Origin of the sequence: Herbiconiux ginsengi, from assembly GCF_900107435.1 — a bacterium.
Taxonomy (GTDB): Bacteria; Actinomycetota; Actinomycetes; order Actinomycetales; family Microbacteriaceae; genus Herbiconiux; species Herbiconiux ginsengi.
In genome coordinates this window covers 21,115-40,949 of record NZ_FNPZ01000006.1, presented here as the reverse complement: position 1 = coordinate 40,949, position 19,835 = coordinate 21,115, and the positions used below count along the sequence as shown (strand labels likewise).

Below are 19,835 nucleotides of genomic sequence, written 5' to 3'. Positions count from 1 at the left end.
TTCGGGAGTCGGGTGGTGGCTGGAACAGGATCAGGCGGGCAACCAGACCCGCATCGTGGACGGTCCGCGTTCGGCCCAGGAGTGATAGGGCAGCAACACGACCTGCTGGGGATCGCCGCTCGTGGCGTCGATCGTCTGCGCGTAGGGGAAGGCTCGTTCGTCGACCGAGCGGCGGCGGAGGTTCACGATCACGCCTCGCTCGGTCTCGGCGGGGTCGGCGGTCACGTCGACGACCACGTCGGACACGTCGTCGATCCCCGCAGGGAGATCGATCGACTCGAGAGCGTAGACCTCGGGTCCGCGGGTGACCGCGACCGAACCGCGGATCGCATCGATCCGGGGGTCGGGCTGCACGAAGCGGGGCGTCATCGGAAGTGTGAGGGTGACCGTGTCGCCTGCTCGGAACGCCCGGGTGACCTCGACCCCGCCGGCGGCGGGCGTGCGCGTCTCGTCGCCGTCGAGCGACGAGACGGCGAGCTCCGCCTGCCCCGCCCACTGCGGCACCCGCAGCGAGAGCGTCCATGGAGCGGTCGCGTCGCGGTTCACGTGCACGGTCACCACGCCGCCTGCGGGGAAGTCGGTCTGCACTCTGAGCGAGATCTCTTCGCCGCCCGGCAACACCGTGTCGATCGTCGCCGGTGCGTACTGGTGCAGTTGCAGGCCGTGCTCGCTGCGCGTGGCGAAGTAGCCTTCGAGGCTCGCCAGGGTGCGCGCGATGTTCGGCGGGCAGCACGACACCTCGAACCACGGCGCGCGGAGCGAGGCGAGCGCCCGCAGCGACGGAGTGTCGGGGTCGGCGGGCGCACCGGGCACCCGCTGGTGCAGGGTGTTCGCGTAGTAGAAAGCCCGGCCGTCGGCCGAGGGAGAGGTGGCCACCACGTTGTAGAGGGTGCGTTCGATGAGATCGGCGTACGCCGCGTCCGGGCGGTCGAGCAGCAGGCGCCAGCTGAACTGGATCGACGCGATGCCCGCGCAGGTCTCGGAGTAGGCGCGGTCGGACGGCAGCTCGAAATCCTCGCCGAAGGCCTCGTCCTGGTGGTGCGATCCTTGGCCGCCCGTGATGTAGGTGCGGCGGGCGACGGTCTGCGCCCATTGGCCGCGGAGGCTATCGAGCAACTCCGTGTCGCCGAGTTCCGATGCGACATCCGCCGCTCCGCTCGCGAGGTAGTTGGCGCGCACGGCGTGCCCGCGCAGCACGGTCCCGTCACGCACGGGGACATCGTCCTGGAAGTACGACCGACCCCACTCGATGTCCTTGAGCGTCCCCGTGCCGCGCCGCTCCACGAAGAGCCGCGCCTGCTCGGTGTAGCGCGCGTCGCCCGTGACCCGGGCGAGCTCCACGAGAGCGGTCTCGATCTCGGCATGCCCGCAGACCCCGCGAATGCCGTCGTCGGAGAACACCTCGCACACCAGGTCGGCGAGACGTACAGCGATCTGCAACAGGCCGTCATCCGCCCCTGGAGCCGTGCGCTCGCGCGCCACGGCGGCCTGGAACAAGTGGCCGGCGCAGTACAGTTCGTGGCCCCACTCGAGCTGCGACCATCGCGGCTCCTGCCCGGGCCGGCCGAAGCGGGTGTTGAGGTATCCGTCGGCCTCCTGCGCCGCGGCTACGCGGGCGACGACGGCGCGGAAGCGCCGCTCGAGCGCGGCGTCGGGCCGACGGCCGAGCTCCCAGGCCACGGCTTCGAGGTACTTGTAGACCTCCGAGTCCGAGAACTCCCGCCCGCGACGCCCTTCCGGCAGGGTGCCGGCGGCCGCCAGATCGAAATTGCCGAGCCAGCCCTCCTTCTCCAGCCAGTGCTCGATGTGCTCGAGGGTGGCTTCGGAGTTCACCTGCTGGCGGTCGGCCCAGAAGCCGCCGTCGATGCGCAGCTCCCCGATGCCGAGCGGCTGCACGGCGGAGGAACTCGGCACCGCGGGTCCGACGATCCGCGGCTTCGTGCGGCTCGCGGTTCGGTTCGAGTCGTCGGTAAGAGTCATGGTCTGTCTATCCCTTGAAGGCGCCGGACATGAAGCCGCGCACGTAGTGTCGTTGAAGAATGAGGAAGAGCACGATGCAGGGCAGCGCCAGCACGACCACGCCCGCCTCGGTGGCCCCGTAGTCGACCACGCCCTGCACCTGGCCCCGCAGGTTCGAGATCGCGAGCGGGAGCGTCATCCGGGCAGAGTCGTTGATGAGGATGAGCGGAGCCATGAAGTCGTTCCACGCGGCGAGGAAGGCGAACAGTCCCACGGTGATGAGCCCGGGCTTCACCGCGGGCACCAACACCTTCCACAGCACCGTCCAGGAGTTGCAGCCGTCGACCATCCCGGCCTCGTCGAGCTCCCTCGGGATCGATTCGAACGCGATCCGCATCATGAAGGTGGAGAACGGCAACTGGAACATCGTGAGCACGAGCGCCACCCCCACGAGCGAGTTCGACAGCCCGACGAGGTTCAGCAGCACGTAGAGCGGGATGAGCAAGGTGGCATACGGCACCATCAGGATGGCGATGGTGGCCAGGAACAGCACGTTCTTGCCACGGAAGTCGAACCGCGCGAACGCGTACCCGCCGAGCAGTGAGATACCGAGGGTGAGCACGACGGTGAGCAACGAGACGAACACGGAGTTGCCGATGTACTGCAGGATGCCGTCCTGGTAGTTCGCGAGGGTGACGTAGTTGCCGAATCCCCAGCCGTCCGTCTGGTTGGTGCCGGGCAGCGGCGCGACCGAGGAGACGGCTGTCCAGATCAGCGGGTAGAGGAAGATGATGGCGAGCGCAGAGGTCAGCACCCAGAACGGCATCCGCAGGGCGATGCCGCCGAGACTCACGCCCTTCTGGGGGCGGCGGCGCGAGCGGGCTGCGGCACGCGGCGCGGGAGCCGACGCGGCCGGCTCCGTGGTGGGTTCGATCGTGGCGGTCATGGCTCAGTCCTCCACTTTCTTGCTGAACGCGCGGATCTGCACGATGTTGATGACGACGAGCGCGGCGAGCACGATCACCGAGAGCGCTCCGGCCACGCCGAGGTTGTTCGGCCCCTGGAAGGCGACGCTGTAGATCAGCTGAACGATGGTGATGGTGCTGTTGTCCGGGCCGCCCTTGGTGAGGATGTAGAACTGCTCGAAGGCCAGGAGCGACCCCGTGACACACATCACGGTGGTGAGGGCCAGCGTGGGCTTCAGCAACGGGATGGTGACGTCACGGAAGGTCTGCCACCGCGAGGCTCCGTCGATCCGTGCCGCCTCGTAGACCTCGTCGGGGATGCCCTGCAGACCCACGAGCATGAGCAGCATGTAGAAGCCGGCGAAGCGCCAGACGATCAGGAACAGGGTCGACCAGAGCGCGGCATCCGGGGTGCCGAGGAAGGTGAAGCCCCACGACTTGGTGAGCTCGGCGAACGGCCCGGCGATGGGCGAGTAGATCACGTAGAAGAGCAGCGACGCGGAGGCCAGCCCGAGCGCGCTCGGGATGAGGAAGGAGGTGCGCAGCAGGCCCTTCCAGCGACTGGACTCCTGCACCAGCAACCCGAGACCCAGCCCCAGCCCGATGAGCAGCACGGTCGCGAGCACCGTGTACTTGAGGGTGAAGATCACCGAGTCCACGAAGAACCGGTTGTCGACGGCCTTCTGGTAGTTCTCGGGGAAGTTCACGCCTTGATTGCCGCCGAGCAGCGGCCAGTCCGAGCCCGACATCTGAAAGACGAGCACGAGCGGCACGAGGAAGAGGAAGACGACGAACAGCGCGGTCGGCAACGCGTAGAGCCAGCCGCTGAGAGCGCTGCCCGACCGCCGTCCGCGACGACGAGGGCCGGCCGGCCGCGACGTCGCTGACGTGGCCGATGTCGTGGCCGATGAGACGGAGACGCTCATGATGGGGACCTTTCCTCCGAAGGGGGCGCAGAGCGCCAGTGAGGTGGCTGCGCCGCGTAGGCGACGCAGCCACCGGTGAGCCGACGCTACTGCGAGAGCACGTCGGTGATCGCCTGGTTGTCGGCGTCGACCGTGCCGGTCTCCTCCAGCACCGCGTTGCGCACGAGGGTCAGCCACGGGCTGCTCGGAGAGTTGAACGCCTCCTGGAAGTTGAGCGAGAACGGGGTGTCGCCCTTGGCGGCCACTTCGTTGATCGTGACCAGACGCGGATCCTTGCTCGAGTACTCGTTGGTGGCGAGGTCGGAGCGGGAGACCACGTCGTTGTCCTTGGCGAGCACGCCCACCTGAGCCTCCTCCGACATCATCCAGTTCAGGAAGTTCCAGGCCTGGGGCGACTTCGTCGAGTCCTTCGAAACGCCGATGCCATCGCCGCCGACGAAGGTCGATTCGCCGCCGTCGGGGCCGGGGATGCCGGAGACGCCGACGTCGAACGGCGTCGACGACAGCAGGGTGGCCGGATACGGCATGAGGCCGACCTTGCCCTCAGTGAAGGCGGCGGTCCAGGTCGGGCCGGTCTCGTCCTTCGACGACGGGAGAACGGCGCCCGACTTCCACAGATCGGCCCAGGTGCTGTAGACCTCCTGGGCGTTCTTCTCGGCGAGCAGCGATTCGGTGCCTTCCTCGTTCATCACCTGGTCACCGGATGCCCACACGCTCGGGAACCAGGTGAAGACGAGGCAGCCGCCGCAGTTGAGGCCGGTGGCGGTTCCGTAGGTGTCGGGCTTGTCGAGCGCCTGGATCGCCTTGGCGTCCTCGGCGAACTCCTTGAGGTCCTTCGGGCCGACCTCGGGGTCGAGTCCGGCCTCCGTGAAGAGATCCTTGTTCCAGAACAGCATCGAGAGGTCGAGCACGAACGGCAGCACGTGCTGTTTGCCGTCGGAGGTGCCTGCGGCGAGGTGGCCGGGGTTGATCGAGTCCTTGAACGGCAGCGCGTCGATGTTGCTCGTGAGGTCTTGGAAGAGTCCCTGCTCCACCCAGTTCGGCACGTAGACGATGTCGGCGGCGAACAGGTCGGGAAGGCTGTTGGAGCCGGCGGCGGCGCCCACCTTGGCCACGTAGTCGTCGTTCGGCACGACCGTGAGCTTCACCTGATTCTCGTGGCCGGCGTTGTAGGCGTCGACGAGCAGGTTGGCCTGCTTCTCGAGCGGTGCACGCGTCCAGAGGGTGAGCTCGGTTCCGTCGTCGATGCCGTCGGGGCCGGCGCTGGCCAGGGGTGCACCCGCGTCGCTCGTCCCTGAGCACGCGGCGAGACCGGCGAGGAGCGCAGCGGCGAGAACACCGCTCCCGATCCTTCGCATCCGTCGATTGGTGGTGCTTACCATGTCGAACTCCTTCGAACTCCTCATTGAGTGGACCGCGTCGGCCCAAAGCGGTGAATTGCAGGCTCGTTTCGAAATGTCCGAAACGCCTTTCGGTAGGCTATAGCGCTGTTCTCGACCTCGTCAAGTCGCGATTCCTGTAACGTTTACGAAAAGGAGGGCGAGCAATGGCGGACAACGAGACCACGGCGACCAGCGGACGGACCGCGACTCTCAGTGACGTCGCGCGAATGGCCGGCGTCTCCATCGCCACCGCCTCCAAGGCGATCAACGGTCGCGACGACGTCGCACCGGCCACCCGGCAGCGCGTTCTCGACGCCGCCAAGAAGATCTCGTTCACGCCGAACGAGCTCGCACGCAGCCTCATCAACGGCCGCACGGGCACGGTGGGCCTGCTCACGAGCGACCTCGAAGGCCGGTTCGTGATCCCCATCCTGATGGGCGCCGAGGACGCCTTCGGCGCGGGACAGGTCAACGTCTTCCTCTGCGACGCGCGGGGCGACTCCATCCGCGAGCAGCATCATCTCAGCGCACTCCTCACCCGACGCGTCGACGGCATCATCGTGGTGGGCCGGTCGACCGATCCGCGGCCCTCGCTCGGGCACGAGATCCCTGTGCCGGTCGTCTACGCCTATGCGCCGTCGGTCGACCCCACCGACGTCTCCCTCACGCCCGACAACCGCGAAGGCGGCCGGATGGCGGTCGAGCACCTGATCGCGTGCGGGCGGTCCCGCATCGCGATGATCACCGGCGATCCGGAGTACGCGGCCGCCCGCGATCGGGTGGTCGGCGTGCGGGAGGCCCTCGCTCAGGCCGGCCTCTCGCTCGTCGGCACCCCGATGTTCTCGGAATGGTCGGAGCACTGGGGGCGTGACGCGTCGGCCCTGCTGCTGCGTCAGTATCCCGACATCGACGGAATCGTCTGCGGCTCCGACCAGATCGCCCGCGGCGTGCTCGACACCGTGCGCGATCTGGGCCGCTCGGTGCCCGCCGACGTCGCCGCCGTGAGCTTCGACAACTGGGAGATCCTCGCCACGAATTCCCGGCCGGAACTCACGAGCATCGACGCGAACCTGCAGCAACTGGGCAGAACCGCAGCCACGCGCATCTTCGAAGCCATCGAGGGCACCGAGGTGACGCCGGGAGTCGAGTACGTGCCGGGCCGGCTGGTGATCCGCGGGTCGACGATCGCCCGACGCTAGGCGGCGTCGCCGATCGAGATGACGCCGGATGCCTCGCGAGCCGAGGCGATCGCGTCGACCGCCATCCGCCGCCGATTGTCGAGCTGCTCTCCGATGCGGCGGGCGAGTGCGGGATTGCGGCGCACGGCCGCGTCGACCGCGTCGCGCGGCACCCGCAGGATGCGCACGGCCCGGCTGGCGGTGGCGTAGTAGCTGGTGGCCTGACGTGTCAGCGACGTGAGCCCCACCGATTCACCCCGTTCCACGACAGCGAACTCGAGCCGGCCGTTGTCGTATGGCGTGGTGAGCTGGAGTGCGCCCTCGAGCACGATCCGCAGACTGTCCGGCACCACTCCGATCCCCTGCACCTGCTCGCCCGCGCCCCACTGCTCGATCCGGCAGCTCGCGGCGATCTCGTCGAGATAATCGTCGTCGAGGCTGAACAGCGGCCCCACGAAGGAGAGCGCCTCGCGCACGTTCTCGGGCGTGTTCACCGGATCGGTCGAGTCGCCGTCGAGCGCCAGGTCGTCGCGGCGGGCCGCGTACCAGAGCCAGGCCAGGAAGAGCGAGACCGCCTCCGACTCCACCGCCGGGCTCACCACGGGCAGGTCGACGCTGTAGGCGCCGTTGCCGGAGTAACTGACGGCCGGCTTGTCGGCCGGGTCGAGCATCGGCAGGGTCGAGGCCACCGAGCGCAGGAGCGTCGAAACCCGGTGCGGCGGATCGTCGGTGGTGAACTTCACGGCCACCGTCGCCACGTAGGCGCCGGCCGGCTGGCTGAGGTTCGTGAACGAGGCGCCGGCGAGCGAGGAGTTGGGCACGATCTGGATGCCGTTGCCGGTGTCGATGTGCACGGCGCGCCAGTTCACCTCCACCACGCGCCCCCGGCCTGACGGGGTGTCGAGGAAGTCGCCGAGTTTGAAGGGCTGCTCGAACAACAGCAGCAGGCCCGAGATCACCGAGCCCACGGCATTCTGCAACGCGAGCCCGATCACGATCGAGGTCACGCCGAGCGCGGCGAACAGTCCGCCGACATCCGCTCCCCAGACCCAGGAGAACAGGATGGCGAGACCGACCAGGATGAGCGCCAGTCGCGCCAGGTCGATGAAGATCGACGGCAGTCGCTTCTGCCAGCTGCCCTCGCTGGCGTTGGCGAACAGGGCGACGTTGAACGCCGAGAGCACGAGCAGGATGAGGAGGAAGCCGAGCACCGTGCCGACCACGCGCACCCAGTTGAGGTCGAACTGCTGATCGGAGGCCAGGGTGAGCAGCACGAAGAGGGCGAACACCGGCACCACGAGGTTGCGGAGCAGGCGCACGGGCTTGGCTGCCGGGTTTCCGCGCCGCAGCAGCGAGCCGTAGACCTCGGTGAGCACCACCAGCACGATGGGCAACCCGATGGCGAGTCCCACCGCCCAGGGGAACCAGGCTTCTTTCCAGATCTCGGTCACGAGCGCTGCCCCCTAGGTGATCTGCCACACCGTTTGCGGTGTGCCCTGGATGTCGACGGAGGCCACTTCGACCAGGCCGGTGGTGTCGGGCAGCCGATCGCGCACCCGCTGGGTGAGGAAGATGCCGGGCTTTCCGGCCAGTTCCTGCACGCGGTTCGCCACGTTCACCGCGTCGCCCCACATGTCGTAGGCGATGCTGGCCTTGCCCACCAGGCCCGAGGTCACCGTTCCGCTGTCGATGCCCGCGCGGATCGAGATCGACGCGTCGTGCTGCGCGTTGAACCGCTCCACGATGCGGGTCATCTGGATGGCGAAGTCCACCGTGCGCCGCGCGCTGTCGACGCGCGGCACGATCAGTCCACAGCTGGCCAGGTAGCCCGACCGCAGCGTGCGCACCTTCTCCACGCCGGCGGCGACCGCCGCGTCGTCGAACTGCCGCATCAGGTCGTTCAGGATGCTCAGCTCCTGCTCCGAGCTGAGCGACACCGCGAACTCGTCGAAGCCCACGACGTCGGCGTAGATCACCGAGACGTCCTGATGGTTCTCGGCGATCGTCTCTTCGCCCTCCTGATAGCGGCGCGCCACCTTCTCGGGCATCATGCTGAGCAACAGACGATCCGTCTCCGCCTTCTGTTCGTCGATCAGCTGCTGCTTGACCTGCAGACTCCGGCTCATGTCGTTGAAGGCCACCGAGAGATCGCCGAACTCGTCGCGGGTCTTCGAGGTCACCTCCACCCCGAGGTCGCCACCGGCCACCTGCCGCACCGCCCCCACGAGGGTGCGCACGGGCCGGGCGAACACCTGGGCGAGCAGCAGCGACAGCAGCGAGACGATGACGATGATCGCGAGGATGGCGAGCGCCAGGTTGCGGGTGAAGTCGTCGACCGGGGCGAAGGCCTCGGCCGTGGTGATGCTCGACACGATCACCCATTGCACACCGTTGATGTCGAGCGGAGCGTAGGCGTCGAGAGTCTCCTGGCCGAGGTAGTTCGGCGCGATGACCGTGCCGGTCTTGCCGGTCAGCGCGAGATCGACCGGCAGGGTGTCGACCTTCTGCAACTCGACCGAGCCACCCACGTCCACCATGCGCTGGGCGAGATCGGGCGAGCTTCCGCCCTCGATCGTGAGCTTCTGGAAGGCCTCCGGGTCGTCGATCAGCAGACGCGAGACCGAACGCATGGTGTGGTCGGGGCCCACCAGGTACGACTCGCCGGTGTCACCGAGACCGTCCTGCTGCCAGCCCTCGCCGCCGGTCATGACCTCGTTGATGGCCGTGATCGGGAGCTGGATGGCCAGCACCCCGTTCACCTTGCCGTCGGCGGCGATCGGCGACACGCCCCACGCGGTCGGCACGCCGAGCGAGGGTTGGTACCGATCGAAATCGGTGATCTCCGCGTAGTTCAGCGTGTTCGAGTTCACGGCGTCGGTGTAGGCGGTGCTCAGTGCGGAACCCTTGTAAGGGCCGTCGAGGATGTTGGTGCCGAGATCCACCCCTTTGTAGACCGAGTAGACCACGTTGCCCTCGGTGTCGAGGATCATCGCGTCCTCGTACTGGTAGCGGGTGGCCATCTCCCGGAAGTACGAGTTGTATTTCGCGTTCACAGCGGACCAGGCGCTGCCGTCACCGGCGTCGTCGACGGCGGCCGCGGCGTCGTAGTCGCCGGCGTACGGCGCGGTGTAGGTGTTCTGCAGATACACCTGCGCACTCGAGGTCGGCTCGAACAGATCGGGGGCCGACTCCTGCCCGGTGCGGGCCTCGAGATCCGGGATGAAGGAGTCGGCGTAGTAGGCGTCGACCGCGGCCTTCTGCCCGGGGTCCACGGGCTGCGCGTCGAGCTCGGCGAAGGCGGCGGCGAACTCGGTGGCGGCTTGGTTGCCGGTCGCTCCGCTGGAGTCGAGCACGAGCCCGGATTCGATGTTCGTGAACAGCGACTGGATGGCCAGGGTCTTCGCCTCGCGCACGCTCGTCAGTTGGTCGAACGCGGCGTCGCGCAGGCTGTCGCGTCCGGACACGTAGCCCACGTAGCCCACCACGAGCGTCGACCCGATGCTCACGGAGAGCAGCATGATCAGCAGCTTCGACTGGATGCCCAGGCCGCGCCGGTTCGATCCGACGCTCTTGACCGTGGGTAGGTTGAGACGATTCCGCGCCATCGATGGGCCCCCGCACCATAGTCGTCATCTCGCAGATGACTCAGAAGGCAACTCTAACCACATCCGTCACGCGAAATGAACCCCGCCTTCCGCCGCCGGGCTACGCGTTGGCGAGCTGCTGCGCATAGAGGCCGGCGTAGGCGCCGTTCAACGCCAGCAACTCGGAGTGCGTGCCCGACTCGACGATGCGCCCGGCGTCCACCACGAAGATGACGTCGGCGTTCACGATGGTGGAGAGACGATGCGCGATGGCGATGGTGGTGCGCCCGTGCGCCGCGGCGTCGAGCGCGTCCTGCACCACCCGTTCGGAGATGGAGTCGAGCGCGCTGGTGGCCTCGTCGAGGATGAGCACCGCCGGGTCTTTCAGCAGCACCCGTGCGATCGCGATGCGCTGCTTCTCGCCGCCGGAGAGGCGGTAGCCGCGCTCCCCCACCACCGTGTCGTAGCCGGCCGGAAAACTCATGATGCGCTCGTGGATGTTCGCCCGCCGCGCCGCGTCGGCGAGTTCTTCGCCCGTCGCATCCGGCCTCGCGTAGCGCAGGTTCTCGGCGATGGTGGCGTGGAAGAGGTAGGTCTCCTGGCTCACGATGCCGAGCCGGTCGATCAGCGACTGGTGCTGCAGGTCGCGCACGTCGACGCCGTCGACCTTGACCGCGCCCGAGGTCGCTTCGTAAAGCCGGGGCACGAGGTAGGAGACCGTGGTCTTGCCGGCGCCCGAGGGCCCGACGAACGCGGCGAACTGCCCGGGCTGCACGCTGAACGACACGTCGTCGAGCGTCGGATGCTCGGGCTCGCCGTCGGGGTAGACGAAGCTCACGTGGTCGAACTCCACCCGGCCCGCGGTGGACGACGCCGGCAACGTCATCGCATCCGGCTTGTCGGAGATGGCGGGCTTGAGGTCGAGGTACTCGAAGATGCGGGCGAACAGCGCGCCGGAGGTCTGCAGGTCGAGGCCCACGCGCATGAGGCCGAGCAGCGGCCACATCAACCGGGCCTGCACGGTGGTGAACGCCACGATGGTTCCCGCGGTGATGTCGACGCCGCCGTTGATGAGGTAGCCCGACACGAGATAGACGATGGCCGGAACGATGGAGAGGAAGATCTGCACGATCGCGAAGAACCACTGCCCGCTCATCTGCTGGCGCACCTGCAGCCGGATCTGGTTGTCGTTCTCGTCGGAGTAGCGGGCCACCTCGGCGGCCTGCCGGTTGAAGCTCTTGGCGAGCAGGATGCCTGAGACGCTCAGGGTCTCCTGCGTGATGGCCGTCATGTCGGAGAGCGACTCCTGGGTCTGCGCCGCGATGCGCGCCCGCACCTGGCCCACACGGCGCTGCACGAAGACGAGTAACGGCATCAGCACGATGGCCACCACCGTGAGCTGCCAGCTCAGCACGAGCATGGCCACGAGGGCGGCGATCACGGTGACGGTGTTGCCGAGCACGCTAGAGACCGTGTTGGTGAGAACGCTTGCCACACCGCCCACGTCGTTCTGCAGGCGGGACTGGATTATGCCCGTCTTGGTGCGCGTGAAGAACGCCAGTTCCATCCGCTGCAGATGGCTGAACAGACGGATGCGCAGATCGCCCATCACGCGGTTGCCCACCTTCGCGGTGAGATACGTCTGCCAGACGCCGAGCGCGGCCGACACGATCCAGATCAGCACCATGAGGCCGACCAGTTCGAGCAGCACGGGGATGTTGGGCTTGCCACCCGCCGGGAAGAGGCCGAGATCGAAGGCCTGCTGGGTGAGCAGCGGCGGGATGACGGTGAGGCCGGCGGTGATGAGCACCAGGATGCCCGTCGTGATCAACGCCGCGCGGTAGGGCAGGAAGAGCGTGGAGATGCGCTGGAACAGGTGCGGGATCTTCGGCGCCGCCGCATTCGCAGCGCGCTGCGCCCGGGCGTCTCCCCCTGAGACCCGGTTGCCGCCGCCCGCACGGGCCGTGCCACCGGCAGCCGCGACAGCGCTCATCCGCCCGCCGCCGCCAACTCCACTCACAGGCCCACCCTACGCCCGGCCTCCGACACCGCCGGCCGGCTTCGCCGACGGCGGAACGGCGACGTCAGGCTCGGCCGACGACGCCCGCGAGGCCGTCGAGGATCATCTGCCAGTTGGCCGAGGAGTGCGCCGCGGCGTCAGCATCGGCGTTGTTGTCCTGCTCCACCGACACCCGTGTGCCGCCCTCGACCGCTTCGACGAGGTAGGTGACCTTCTGGTAGTTCTCGGGCACATCCGCTTTGCCGCTCGAGGGGCTGAAGAAGCTCGTCACCAGCCGACGCGGTTCGTCGACCTCGAGCACCTCGCCCTTGTCTTCGTAGGCCGTGCCCTCCCACTCACCCGAATAGGTGATGGGGCTGCCGACCTGCCAGTCGCTGGTGACCGTGGTGCCGAAGAAGTACTCCTTCACGATCGCCGGATCGGTGAGCGCCCGCCAGACCTGCTCGGGCGTCGCGTCGACCACGACGCCGGCCCGGGCGATGGAGTCGTTCGCGTTCTCGGTCATGATCGTTCCTTCCGTCACCACCATCCTCATCCACTGCCTCTCGTACCGCTTGAACGAACGCGACACCGACACCGACACCACGGTTCGAAACCGCAAACGTCGCGGCAACCGGCTCGTATCCGAGCCCGATCGACGCGACGTTTGCAGTTGTGAACGGAACGAGCGGGATCAGCCCTTCGTCGAACCGGCCAGGAGGCCGCGCACGAAGAAGCGCTGCAGGGCGAAGAACACGATCAGCGGAACCACGATGGCCACGAACGCGCCTGCCGTGAGCAGGTACCAGTCCTGACCGCGCGAACCGGTGATCTCGGCCAGGAGCTTCGTGATCGGCGCCACCGAGCCGTCGGCGAAGATCAGCGCCACCAGCAGGTCGTTCCAGACCCAGAGGAACTGGAAGATCGCGAAGGAGGCCAGCGCCGGCATGGTGAGCGGCAGGATGATGCGGAAGAAGATCTGCCCGTGCCCGGCGCCGTCGACCCGCGCCGCCTCGATCACTTCGCGCGGGATCTCCGACACGAAGTTGTGCAGCAGGAAGATCGCCAGCGGCAGGGCGAAGATCGTGTGCGCGATCCAGACCTGCGAGAAGGTGCCGCCCGAGGGAACACCCGAGAAGATCCAGTCGTCGCCCACCGCGATGCCCCGGGAGAACAGTGACAGGAGCGGAACCAGCGCCATCTGGATCGGCACGATCTGCAGGGCGAAGACGCCGATGAAGATCCAGTCCTTGCCCTTGAAGTCGATCCAGGCGAAGGCGTAGGCCGCCAGTGAGGCGATGACCAGCGGGATGAGCGTGGCCGGGATCGTGATCGCGATCGAGTTGATGAACGACGAGGCGATCGTGACCGAGGAGTTGCCCGCCTGCAGAACGTCGGCGTAGTTGTCGAGCGTGAAACCCCAGTTGGTGAAGATGGTCCACCAACCGGTGGTCTGGATGTCGTTCCGGTCGCGGAACGACGAGATGAACAGACCGAAGGTGGGGATCGTCCACAGGATGGCGATGACGAGCGCGGCGATGGTGGCGCCGCGGCTCGTCAAGCGGCGCTTGGTGCGCTTGACCGCGGTCTCCTCGCGCTCGATCGCGCGTTCTCCCCCGCGGAGCTGGCCTCGGGTCTCGGGATCGACCGGCAGGTCGATCGGCTGGACGGCGCTCATCGGATCTCCCTCTGCTTCTTGATCTGGCGGGCGTTGTAGATGACGATCGGCATCACCAGGATGAACAGGATCACGGCGAAAGCCGCCGACCGCCCGTATTCGAAGTTCTTGAACTGCGTGTACATCTCGTTCGCGAGAACACTGGTGTCGTTGGCGCCGGCGGTCATCGTGCGCACGATGTCGAAGACCTTCAGCGACGCGATCGAGATCGTGGTGATCACGACGATCAGCGACGAGCGGATGCCCGGAACCGTCACGTTGATGAACCGCTGCCAGGCGTTGGTGCCGTCGAGCTCAGCCGCTTCCAGCTGCTCGGTCGGCACGCCCTTGATGGCGGCGGAGAGCACGACCATGGCGAATCCGGTCTGGATCCAGATCAGCACCACGATCAAGAAGAAGGTGTTCCACGGCGACTCCTGCAGCCACTGCACCGGCTGGCCGCCGAGCCAGACCACCACCTGGTTGAGCAGGCCGATCTGGTTCTGGTCGTCGGGCCGGTAGGTGTAGACGAAGCGCCAGATGATCGACGCGCCCACGAAGGAGATCGCCATCGGCATGAACACGAGGATCTTGAAGAACTTCTCGCCTCGGCTCTTGTCGATGAAGACGGCGTAGGCCAGACCGAAGACGGTCGAGAGCGTCGGCACGACCAGCACCCAGATGATCGTGTTGAGGATCACGCGCAGGTTCTGCGGGCTGGTGAGCACCCACGCGAAGTTGTCGATGCCCACGAAGTTGCCGCGGCTGGAGAAGAAGGAGTCGATGAAGGTCTTCACCGTGGGATAGATGAGGCCCACCAGCAAGAGGATGATCGCCGGAGCGAGGAAGCCGAACAGCTGGAAGAGATAGCCGGCGCCCTGACTCGACCGGCGATCGAGCCAGAAGAAGAGCAGCCCGAAGGCCGCGGCGATGAGGGCCGCCCACCAGACCGATCCGATCAGCACGAAGGCCAGGAACGGGGCGATGACGCAGACGGCGAGGCGGATGATCGTGTACCGACGCCCGGTGCGGGGTGCGATCTCCACGAAGAACAGGATCAGCGCGACGACGATGCCGAACGCGATGACGACGATGGGGATCTGGGCCAATGGCGGCAGGCCGCCGACCCAGGTAAGGAAATCCGACATGACAACCTTTCGAGTACAGCTCTGGACTCAGGAACGGTCCGACGCGTCGGCGTCGTGAAGACACCGTAGCACCGGGGTGCACGGAGGCCGCCCGAATCTCTCCGGGCGGCCTCGTGCGACCATTCGTACGTTTCGTGCGAACCGGGCGACCTACTCGGTCGGCCAGCCGGCCTCGATGGAGCTCAGCACCTCGTCTTGCGGGGTGCCGTCGATCCAGTTGACCATTCCCTTCCAGAAGGTTCCGGCGCCGACGGCACCGGGCATCAGGTCGGAGGCGTCGAAGCGGAACGTGGTGTTCGGGTCCTGCAGGATCTCGATGGCCTGCTGCAGGATCGGGCTCTGCGCGTTGGCCGGGTCGAGACCCTTGTTCGCGGAGATGACACCGCCGAGGGAGACTCGGCTGTTCGCCCATTCGGGGCTGGAGAGGTACTCCTGCACCTTCACGGTGTCGGCGTCGTTCGAGAACGCTCCGACGATCTCGCCACCACCGGTGACGGCGGTCTCACCTGCGGTCACCGGCGGGGTCACGAAGGCCCAGATGTCGGCGTCGGGGCCGACGGTCGCGCCGGCGTCGGTGAGGAAGCCGTCGAAGAACGAGGCCTGGTGGGTGAGCGAGCACGTGCCCTGGGCCATGCCCGTGGCGACGTCGCCGAACTCGGTGCTGTTGATCGACTTGACGTCGCCGTAGCCCGCGTTCACGTAGTTCGGGTCGAGCAGGATGTCGCCCACGGCGTCGAAGGCGTCGGAGATCTGCGGGTCGGTGAACTTGACCTCGTTCTTCACCCACTGGTCGTAGACGTCAGGACCCGACTGGCGCAGCACCAGGTCTTCGACCCAGTCGGTGCCCGGCCATCCGGTGGCGTCGCCCGAGCCGAAGCCGGCGCACCAGGGCTGCTTGCCCAGGGTGGTCTGCATCTTGGCGGTCAGGTCGAGCATCTCCTGATAGGTCTTCGGCACTTCCCAGCCGTTGTCGGCGAACTGCTTCGGGGAGTACCAGACGAAGCCCTTGACGCTCGCCATCAGGGGCGCGCCGTAGAAGGTGTCGTCGACCGTGCCGTAGGCCTTCCAGTCGCTCGACCAGTACTGGTCGACGTTCTTCTCGACGCCTTCCGGCGCCTTCTGGATGAAGCCGCGCGACGCGAGGTCGGCGAGCAGACCGGGCTGCGGGAAGATGGCGAGATCGGGCGGGTTGCCGCCCTGAGCGCGGATGCCGATCTGCGACTCGAACTCCTTCGACGATTCGTACTGGATGTCGATGTTGTTCTCTTTCTCCCAGTCCGCCCAGGACTGTTCGAGAAGCTCTGCCTCGGTGTCGGCGATGGTGCCGTAGACGGTGACCACGCCATCGGCCTTGCCGACGGTGTCGCCTCCACTGGCGCCTCCACCCGCTCCGCCGGAACAGCCGACGAGTGCGAGGCCGAGGCCTGCCGCGATTGCGATGGGTGCTGTGACCCGGCGGTGCAAGGTAGCCCGCATTTCTCCTCCTCATTGAGTCGATGTGACGCGAGCCGATCGGCCCAGGTCACCGCCGATCCGCTGACCGGCTCTCTGCACGCGCCCCTGTTGTGGTGCCATCAGCGGCGCGTGTAGGGAAACCTTTCCATAACTCTCAGCAAATCACAACCCGCCTGTGCGACCTCGACACTATGTAACGATTTGGTTGCAGAGAGCGCTCTCACGAATACTCAGACCAGGTCGTGTCTCTGGAACGATTTCCACATCGGCGCAGGCCAGGGGCTAAGATTCTGGAAGCGTTTGCAGACGAGGAGGTCGAACGTGTCGGGGATCGAGGACGTGGCGAATCTGGCCGGTGTCTCCAAGGCCACCGTGTCGCGCGCGTTGAGCGGGCGGGGCTACGTCTCGAACGACACCCGGCTGCGCGTCTCCCAGGCGGCCGCGAGCCTGGGCTACGTCGTCTCCTCCAGCGCGTCGAGCCTCGTGACCGGTCGCACCAACAATGTGGGCGTGATCATCCCCGTCATCAACCAGTGGTTCTTCGGCAGCATCATCGAGGGCGTCGAGCGCGCCCTGCTCGATCGCGGCTACGACCTCATGCTCTACAACCTCACCAAATCACACGAGGAGCGCACCCGGGTCTTCGAGTACTTCCTGGTGCGCAAGCGCGTCGACGCCGTCATCGCGGTGACACTCGAGATCACCCCCGAGGAGACCCAGCGACTGCTCGCCCTCGGCAAGCCGATCGCCGGCATCGGGGGGCCGCTCGAGGGCATCCCGACGCTCAGCATCGACGACGTGGCGGCCGGCCGGCTCGCCACGGAGCATCTCCTGCTGCTCGGTCACCGCGACATCATGCACGTCGGCGGCGACATCGACGAGCAGATGGACTTCCACGTGCACTCCAAGCGCCTGAAGGGCTACATGGAGGCTCTCACCGAGGCCGGCATCCCCTACGACCAGGATTCCTACGTCGCCACCCGTTTCGACATCCCGAGCGCCTACCAGGTGGGCAAACAGATCCTGGGCGACCCACGGCGCCGGCCCACCGCGATCTTCGCGGCGTCCGACGAGGTGGCCATCGGCGTCATCCTCGCGGCCCGAGAGCTCGGCATCTCGGTGCCCGACGACCTCTCGGTGATCGGCATCGACAACCATCCCCTCGCCGAGATGTTCGGCCTCACCTCAATCGAACAGCGGCCCGATCTGCAAGGGGAGCAGGTGGTGGAGTGGGTGATCCGTCAGCTCGAGGAGCCCGGGTGGAGCCCGCCGAAACGGCACACGGTGCTCCCGGCCACCCTCATCATGCGCTCGTCGACGGCGCGCCCTCGCCCGCGGCTTGGCTGATCCGGGCCAAGCCGACCGGCCCTACGCGAACCGGCTGAGGTCGGGCAGCACGAAGTCGCCGCCTGCGCGCTCGATCGGCAGCTCGGCCACCACTGCCGCACCATCGGTCGGGATAGGCCCGTGGATGTGCGGAAAGCCGGGCGTCTCCTCGGTGATCTCGAGCCCCGCATCCGCCAGCGCCTCCGTGTCGAGGATCACGAGAAGCAGGGCGAAACGGATGCCGGTGTAGAACTCGTCGAGCACTCCGCGCACGCCGTCGAGGGCCACCGCATGGATGAATCCCGCCTCGTCGAGGCTCACACCGCGCGTGGAGACCTCGTATTCCCCCATGTTGCGCGCCGACTCCCAGTCGTCGACGATGGCGACGTGTGCGATCAGGGTCATTCGAGCCTCCTGTAATGACACTTCACAGTATCATTCATGCAGAGGGATGAGGAGACCGGATGGCGAAGCGGGGGCGGCCGACCGCCACTGAGCGCGCCGAGCGGCGGGAGCGCATCCTCGACGCGGCCGTCGCACAGTTCTCGGCGCGCGGCTTCGGCGCCACGACCCTCGACGAGGTCGCGGCGGCCTCGGGCGTCACGAAGCGCACCCTCTACGTCGACGTCGGCGACAAGGCGGCCCTTTTCGCCGCCGCCGTCGAGCGCGAACACGACCGCATCCAGATGGCGGCGACGGATGCCGGCACCTTGATCGACGTGGCGACCGAGATGGTGCTCGTGTTGCACTCCGACTCCGCGGTGGCCTTGCACCGGTCGATCATCGCCGAGGCGCCGCGCTTCCCCGAGGTCGCGAGGGAGTTCTATTCGGCCGGGCCACAGCACTCCATCGATCTCCTGGCCCGCCACCTGCCCGGGCGACGCGATGCCCCGGGGCGAGCGGCCTCCCTCCCGAGCGCGGCGGCCCTCTACTCCCTGCTTCTCGGCGAGCCCCACCGCCGGCGCCTGCTCGCCCTCGATCCTGCGCCCTCGCGTTCCCAGGCCCGCGCTCATGCCCTGGCGGCCACGACCCTCCTCGCTCTCCCCCTCGGCGGGACGTCACGTTCCGCGCCTCCCTCCCCGCCTTCGCCCGGAACGTGACGTCTCGGGGTTAACGACGGATGCCCCGAGCCAGTGGCCCGGGGCATCCGTGTGAAGGAGAAGAAGACTACTTCAGGGTGACGGTGGCGCCAGCCTCTTCGAGCTGAGCCTTCGCCTTGTCAGCGGCTTCCTTGGTCGCGCCTTCGAGCACGGCCTTGGGGGCGCCGTCGACGAGAGCCTTCGCCTCACCGAGGCCGAGGCTGGTGAGGGCGCGCACCTCCTTGATGACCTGGATCTTCTTCTCGCCGGCCGACTCGAGGATGACGTCGAAAGCGGTCTGCTCCTCGACCTCCTCGGCAGCGGCGGCCGGGCCGGCAACGCCGGCGACGGCGACGGGGGCGGCCGCGGTGACCTCGAAGGTCTCCTCGAATGCCTTGACGAACTCGCTCAGCTCGATGAGCGTGAGCTCCTTGAACGCGTCGAGCAGTTCCGTGGTGGAAAGCTTTGCCATGATGTTCTCCTTGTTGTGGTAGTTAGTTCAACCGCTCACGAAGCCGAAGCTCAGGAAGCGGACTCCTGCTTCTCACGCAGCGCATCGACCGTGCGAACGGCCTTCGACAGCGGGGCGTTGAAGAGATATGCGGCACCGAAGAGCGAAGCCTTGAAGGCACCGGCGAGCTTCGCCAGGAGGACTTCACGGGATTCGAGGTCGGCGAGCTTGGTGACCTCAGCGGCGGAGAGAGGGTTACCGTCGAAGTAACCGCCCTTCACGACCAGCAGAGGGTTTGCCTTGGCAAAGTCACGCAGCGACTTGGCGACGGCCACGGGGTCTCCGTGGACGAAGGCGATCGCGGACGGACCGGCGAGCTCGTCGTCGAACGACGAGATGCCGGCGTTGTTCGCCGCGATCTTGGTCAGCGTGTTCTTTACCACGGCGTATGACGCGTGCTCACGGATGGAACCGCGCAGCTGCTTGAGCTGTGCGACCGAGAGACCGCGATACTCGGTCAGCAGAACGGCGGTCGAGCTCTGGAAAAGTTCCGTGAGCTCGGCAACCGAGGCTTCCTTGTTCGCCATGGCGCTCCTAGTAGTAGTCAGTTTCAGCCGGGACGGCCGCTGTGCGGAGGCGCATACGAAAAAAGCTCCGGCACAGGGCCGGAGCGGAGAAACGCAGTGACTGCGTCAAACGTACTTCGTGCACCTGCGCGGGTCTTCG

The 19,835-nt window shown here is 67.1% G+C and carries 17 protein-coding genes; 3 read left to right on the top strand and 14 right to left on the bottom strand.

Annotated elements, in window-relative coordinates:
• Positions 1–30 precede the first annotated feature (30 nt).
• The 4 genes from BLW00_RS20245 to BLW00_RS20230 form a co-directional block, all read right to left on the bottom strand.
• Entirely contained in the window at positions 31–1,980 is a 1,950-nt protein-coding gene (locus BLW00_RS20245) for a glycoside hydrolase family 127 protein (protein ID WP_092557665.1), read from the bottom strand.
• 7 nt (positions 1,981–1,987) lie between these two features.
• Positions 1,988–2,905 (bottom strand): carbohydrate ABC transporter permease, encoded by a 918-nt coding sequence (locus BLW00_RS20240; protein WP_092557663.1) that lies wholly within the window; start codon positions 2,903–2,905, stop codon positions 1,988–1,990.
• A gap of 3 nt (positions 2,906–2,908) precedes the next feature.
• Positions 2,909–3,850, bottom strand: coding sequence for a carbohydrate ABC transporter permease (locus BLW00_RS20235; protein WP_092557661.1), 942 nt, complete (start codon positions 3,848–3,850; stop codon positions 2,909–2,911).
• An 86-nt stretch (positions 3,851–3,936) separates the two neighbouring features.
• Positions 3,937–5,232, bottom strand: coding sequence for an ABC transporter substrate-binding protein (locus tag BLW00_RS20230; RefSeq protein WP_092557659.1), 1,296 nt, complete (start codon positions 5,230–5,232; stop codon positions 3,937–3,939).
• 164 nt (positions 5,233–5,396) lie between these two features.
• Here BLW00_RS20230 and BLW00_RS20225 point away from each other — a divergent pair, with 164 nt between their 5' ends.
• Positions 5,397–6,431 carry a LacI family DNA-binding transcriptional regulator gene (locus BLW00_RS20225; protein ID WP_092557657.1) on the top strand — a complete coding sequence of 345 codons (1,035 nt, stop codon included), beginning with the start codon at positions 5,397–5,399 and terminating at the stop codon, positions 6,429–6,431.
• Here BLW00_RS20225 and BLW00_RS20220 read toward each other — a convergent pair.
• From BLW00_RS20220 to BLW00_RS20190, 7 genes are all read right to left on the bottom strand, one after another.
• Positions 6,428–7,861 (bottom strand): mechanosensitive ion channel domain-containing protein, encoded by a 1,434-nt coding sequence (locus tag BLW00_RS20220; RefSeq protein WP_092557655.1) that lies wholly within the window; start codon positions 7,859–7,861, stop codon positions 6,428–6,430. The genes BLW00_RS20225 and BLW00_RS20220 overlap by 4 nt on opposite strands.
• Before the next feature lie 12 nt (positions 7,862–7,873).
• Positions 7,874–10,015, bottom strand: a complete 2,142-nt coding sequence (locus BLW00_RS20215; RefSeq protein WP_217634451.1) for an adenylate/guanylate cyclase domain-containing protein — start codon at positions 10,013–10,015, stop codon at positions 7,874–7,876.
• 100 nt (positions 10,016–10,115) lie between these two features.
• Entirely contained in the window at positions 10,116–11,987 is a 1,872-nt protein-coding gene (locus BLW00_RS20210; RefSeq protein WP_092557653.1) for an ABC transporter ATP-binding protein, read from the bottom strand.
• Between the two features lie 91 nt (positions 11,988–12,078).
• Complete coding sequence (locus BLW00_RS20205; protein WP_092557785.1) at positions 12,079–12,519, bottom strand: SRPBCC domain-containing protein; 441 nt, start codon at positions 12,517–12,519, stop codon at positions 12,079–12,081.
• A 168-nt stretch (positions 12,520–12,687) separates the two neighbouring features.
• Complete coding sequence (locus tag BLW00_RS20200; RefSeq protein ID WP_092557651.1) at positions 12,688–13,671, bottom strand: carbohydrate ABC transporter permease; 984 nt, start codon at positions 13,669–13,671, stop codon at positions 12,688–12,690.
• Positions 13,668–14,798: a carbohydrate ABC transporter permease gene (locus BLW00_RS20195; RefSeq protein WP_092557649.1), complete on the bottom strand. Its 1,131-nt coding sequence runs from the start codon at positions 14,796–14,798 to the stop codon at positions 13,668–13,670. Before BLW00_RS20195 ends, BLW00_RS20200 begins: the two co-directional genes overlap by 4 nt.
• A gap of 150 nt (positions 14,799–14,948) precedes the next feature.
• Entirely contained in the window at positions 14,949–16,274 is a 1,326-nt protein-coding gene (locus BLW00_RS20190) for an ABC transporter substrate-binding protein (protein WP_092557647.1), read from the bottom strand.
• A gap of 300 nt (positions 16,275–16,574) precedes the next feature.
• Here BLW00_RS20190 and BLW00_RS20185 point away from each other — a divergent pair, with 300 nt between their 5' ends.
• A complete protein-coding gene (locus tag BLW00_RS20185) occupies positions 16,575–17,600 on the top strand; it encodes a LacI family DNA-binding transcriptional regulator (RefSeq protein ID WP_092557645.1) in 1,026 nt (341 codons plus the stop codon).
• 21 nt (positions 17,601–17,621) lie between these two features.
• On the opposite strand, the gene BLW00_RS20180 is transcribed toward BLW00_RS20185, so the two are convergent.
• Positions 17,622–17,984: a DUF952 domain-containing protein gene (locus BLW00_RS20180; RefSeq protein WP_092557643.1), complete on the bottom strand. Its 363-nt coding sequence runs from the start codon at positions 17,982–17,984 to the stop codon at positions 17,622–17,624.
• A 59-nt stretch (positions 17,985–18,043) separates the two neighbouring features.
• Between BLW00_RS20180 and BLW00_RS20175 the strand changes: the two genes are divergently transcribed.
• Complete coding sequence (locus BLW00_RS20175) at positions 18,044–18,679, top strand: TetR/AcrR family transcriptional regulator (protein WP_092557641.1); 636 nt, start codon at positions 18,044–18,046, stop codon at positions 18,677–18,679.
• A 67-nt stretch (positions 18,680–18,746) separates the two neighbouring features.
• Here BLW00_RS20175 and rplL read toward each other — a convergent pair whose 3' ends face one another.
• Entirely contained in the window at positions 18,747–19,130 is a 384-nt protein-coding gene (gene rplL / locus BLW00_RS20170; RefSeq protein WP_092557639.1) for a 50S ribosomal protein L7/L12, read from the bottom strand.
• Positions 19,131–19,180: 50 nt separating this feature from the next.
• A complete protein-coding gene (gene rplJ / locus BLW00_RS20165; protein WP_092557637.1) occupies positions 19,181–19,696 on the bottom strand; it encodes a 50S ribosomal protein L10 in 516 nt (171 codons plus the stop codon).
• Positions 19,697–19,835: the final 139 nt, after the last annotated feature.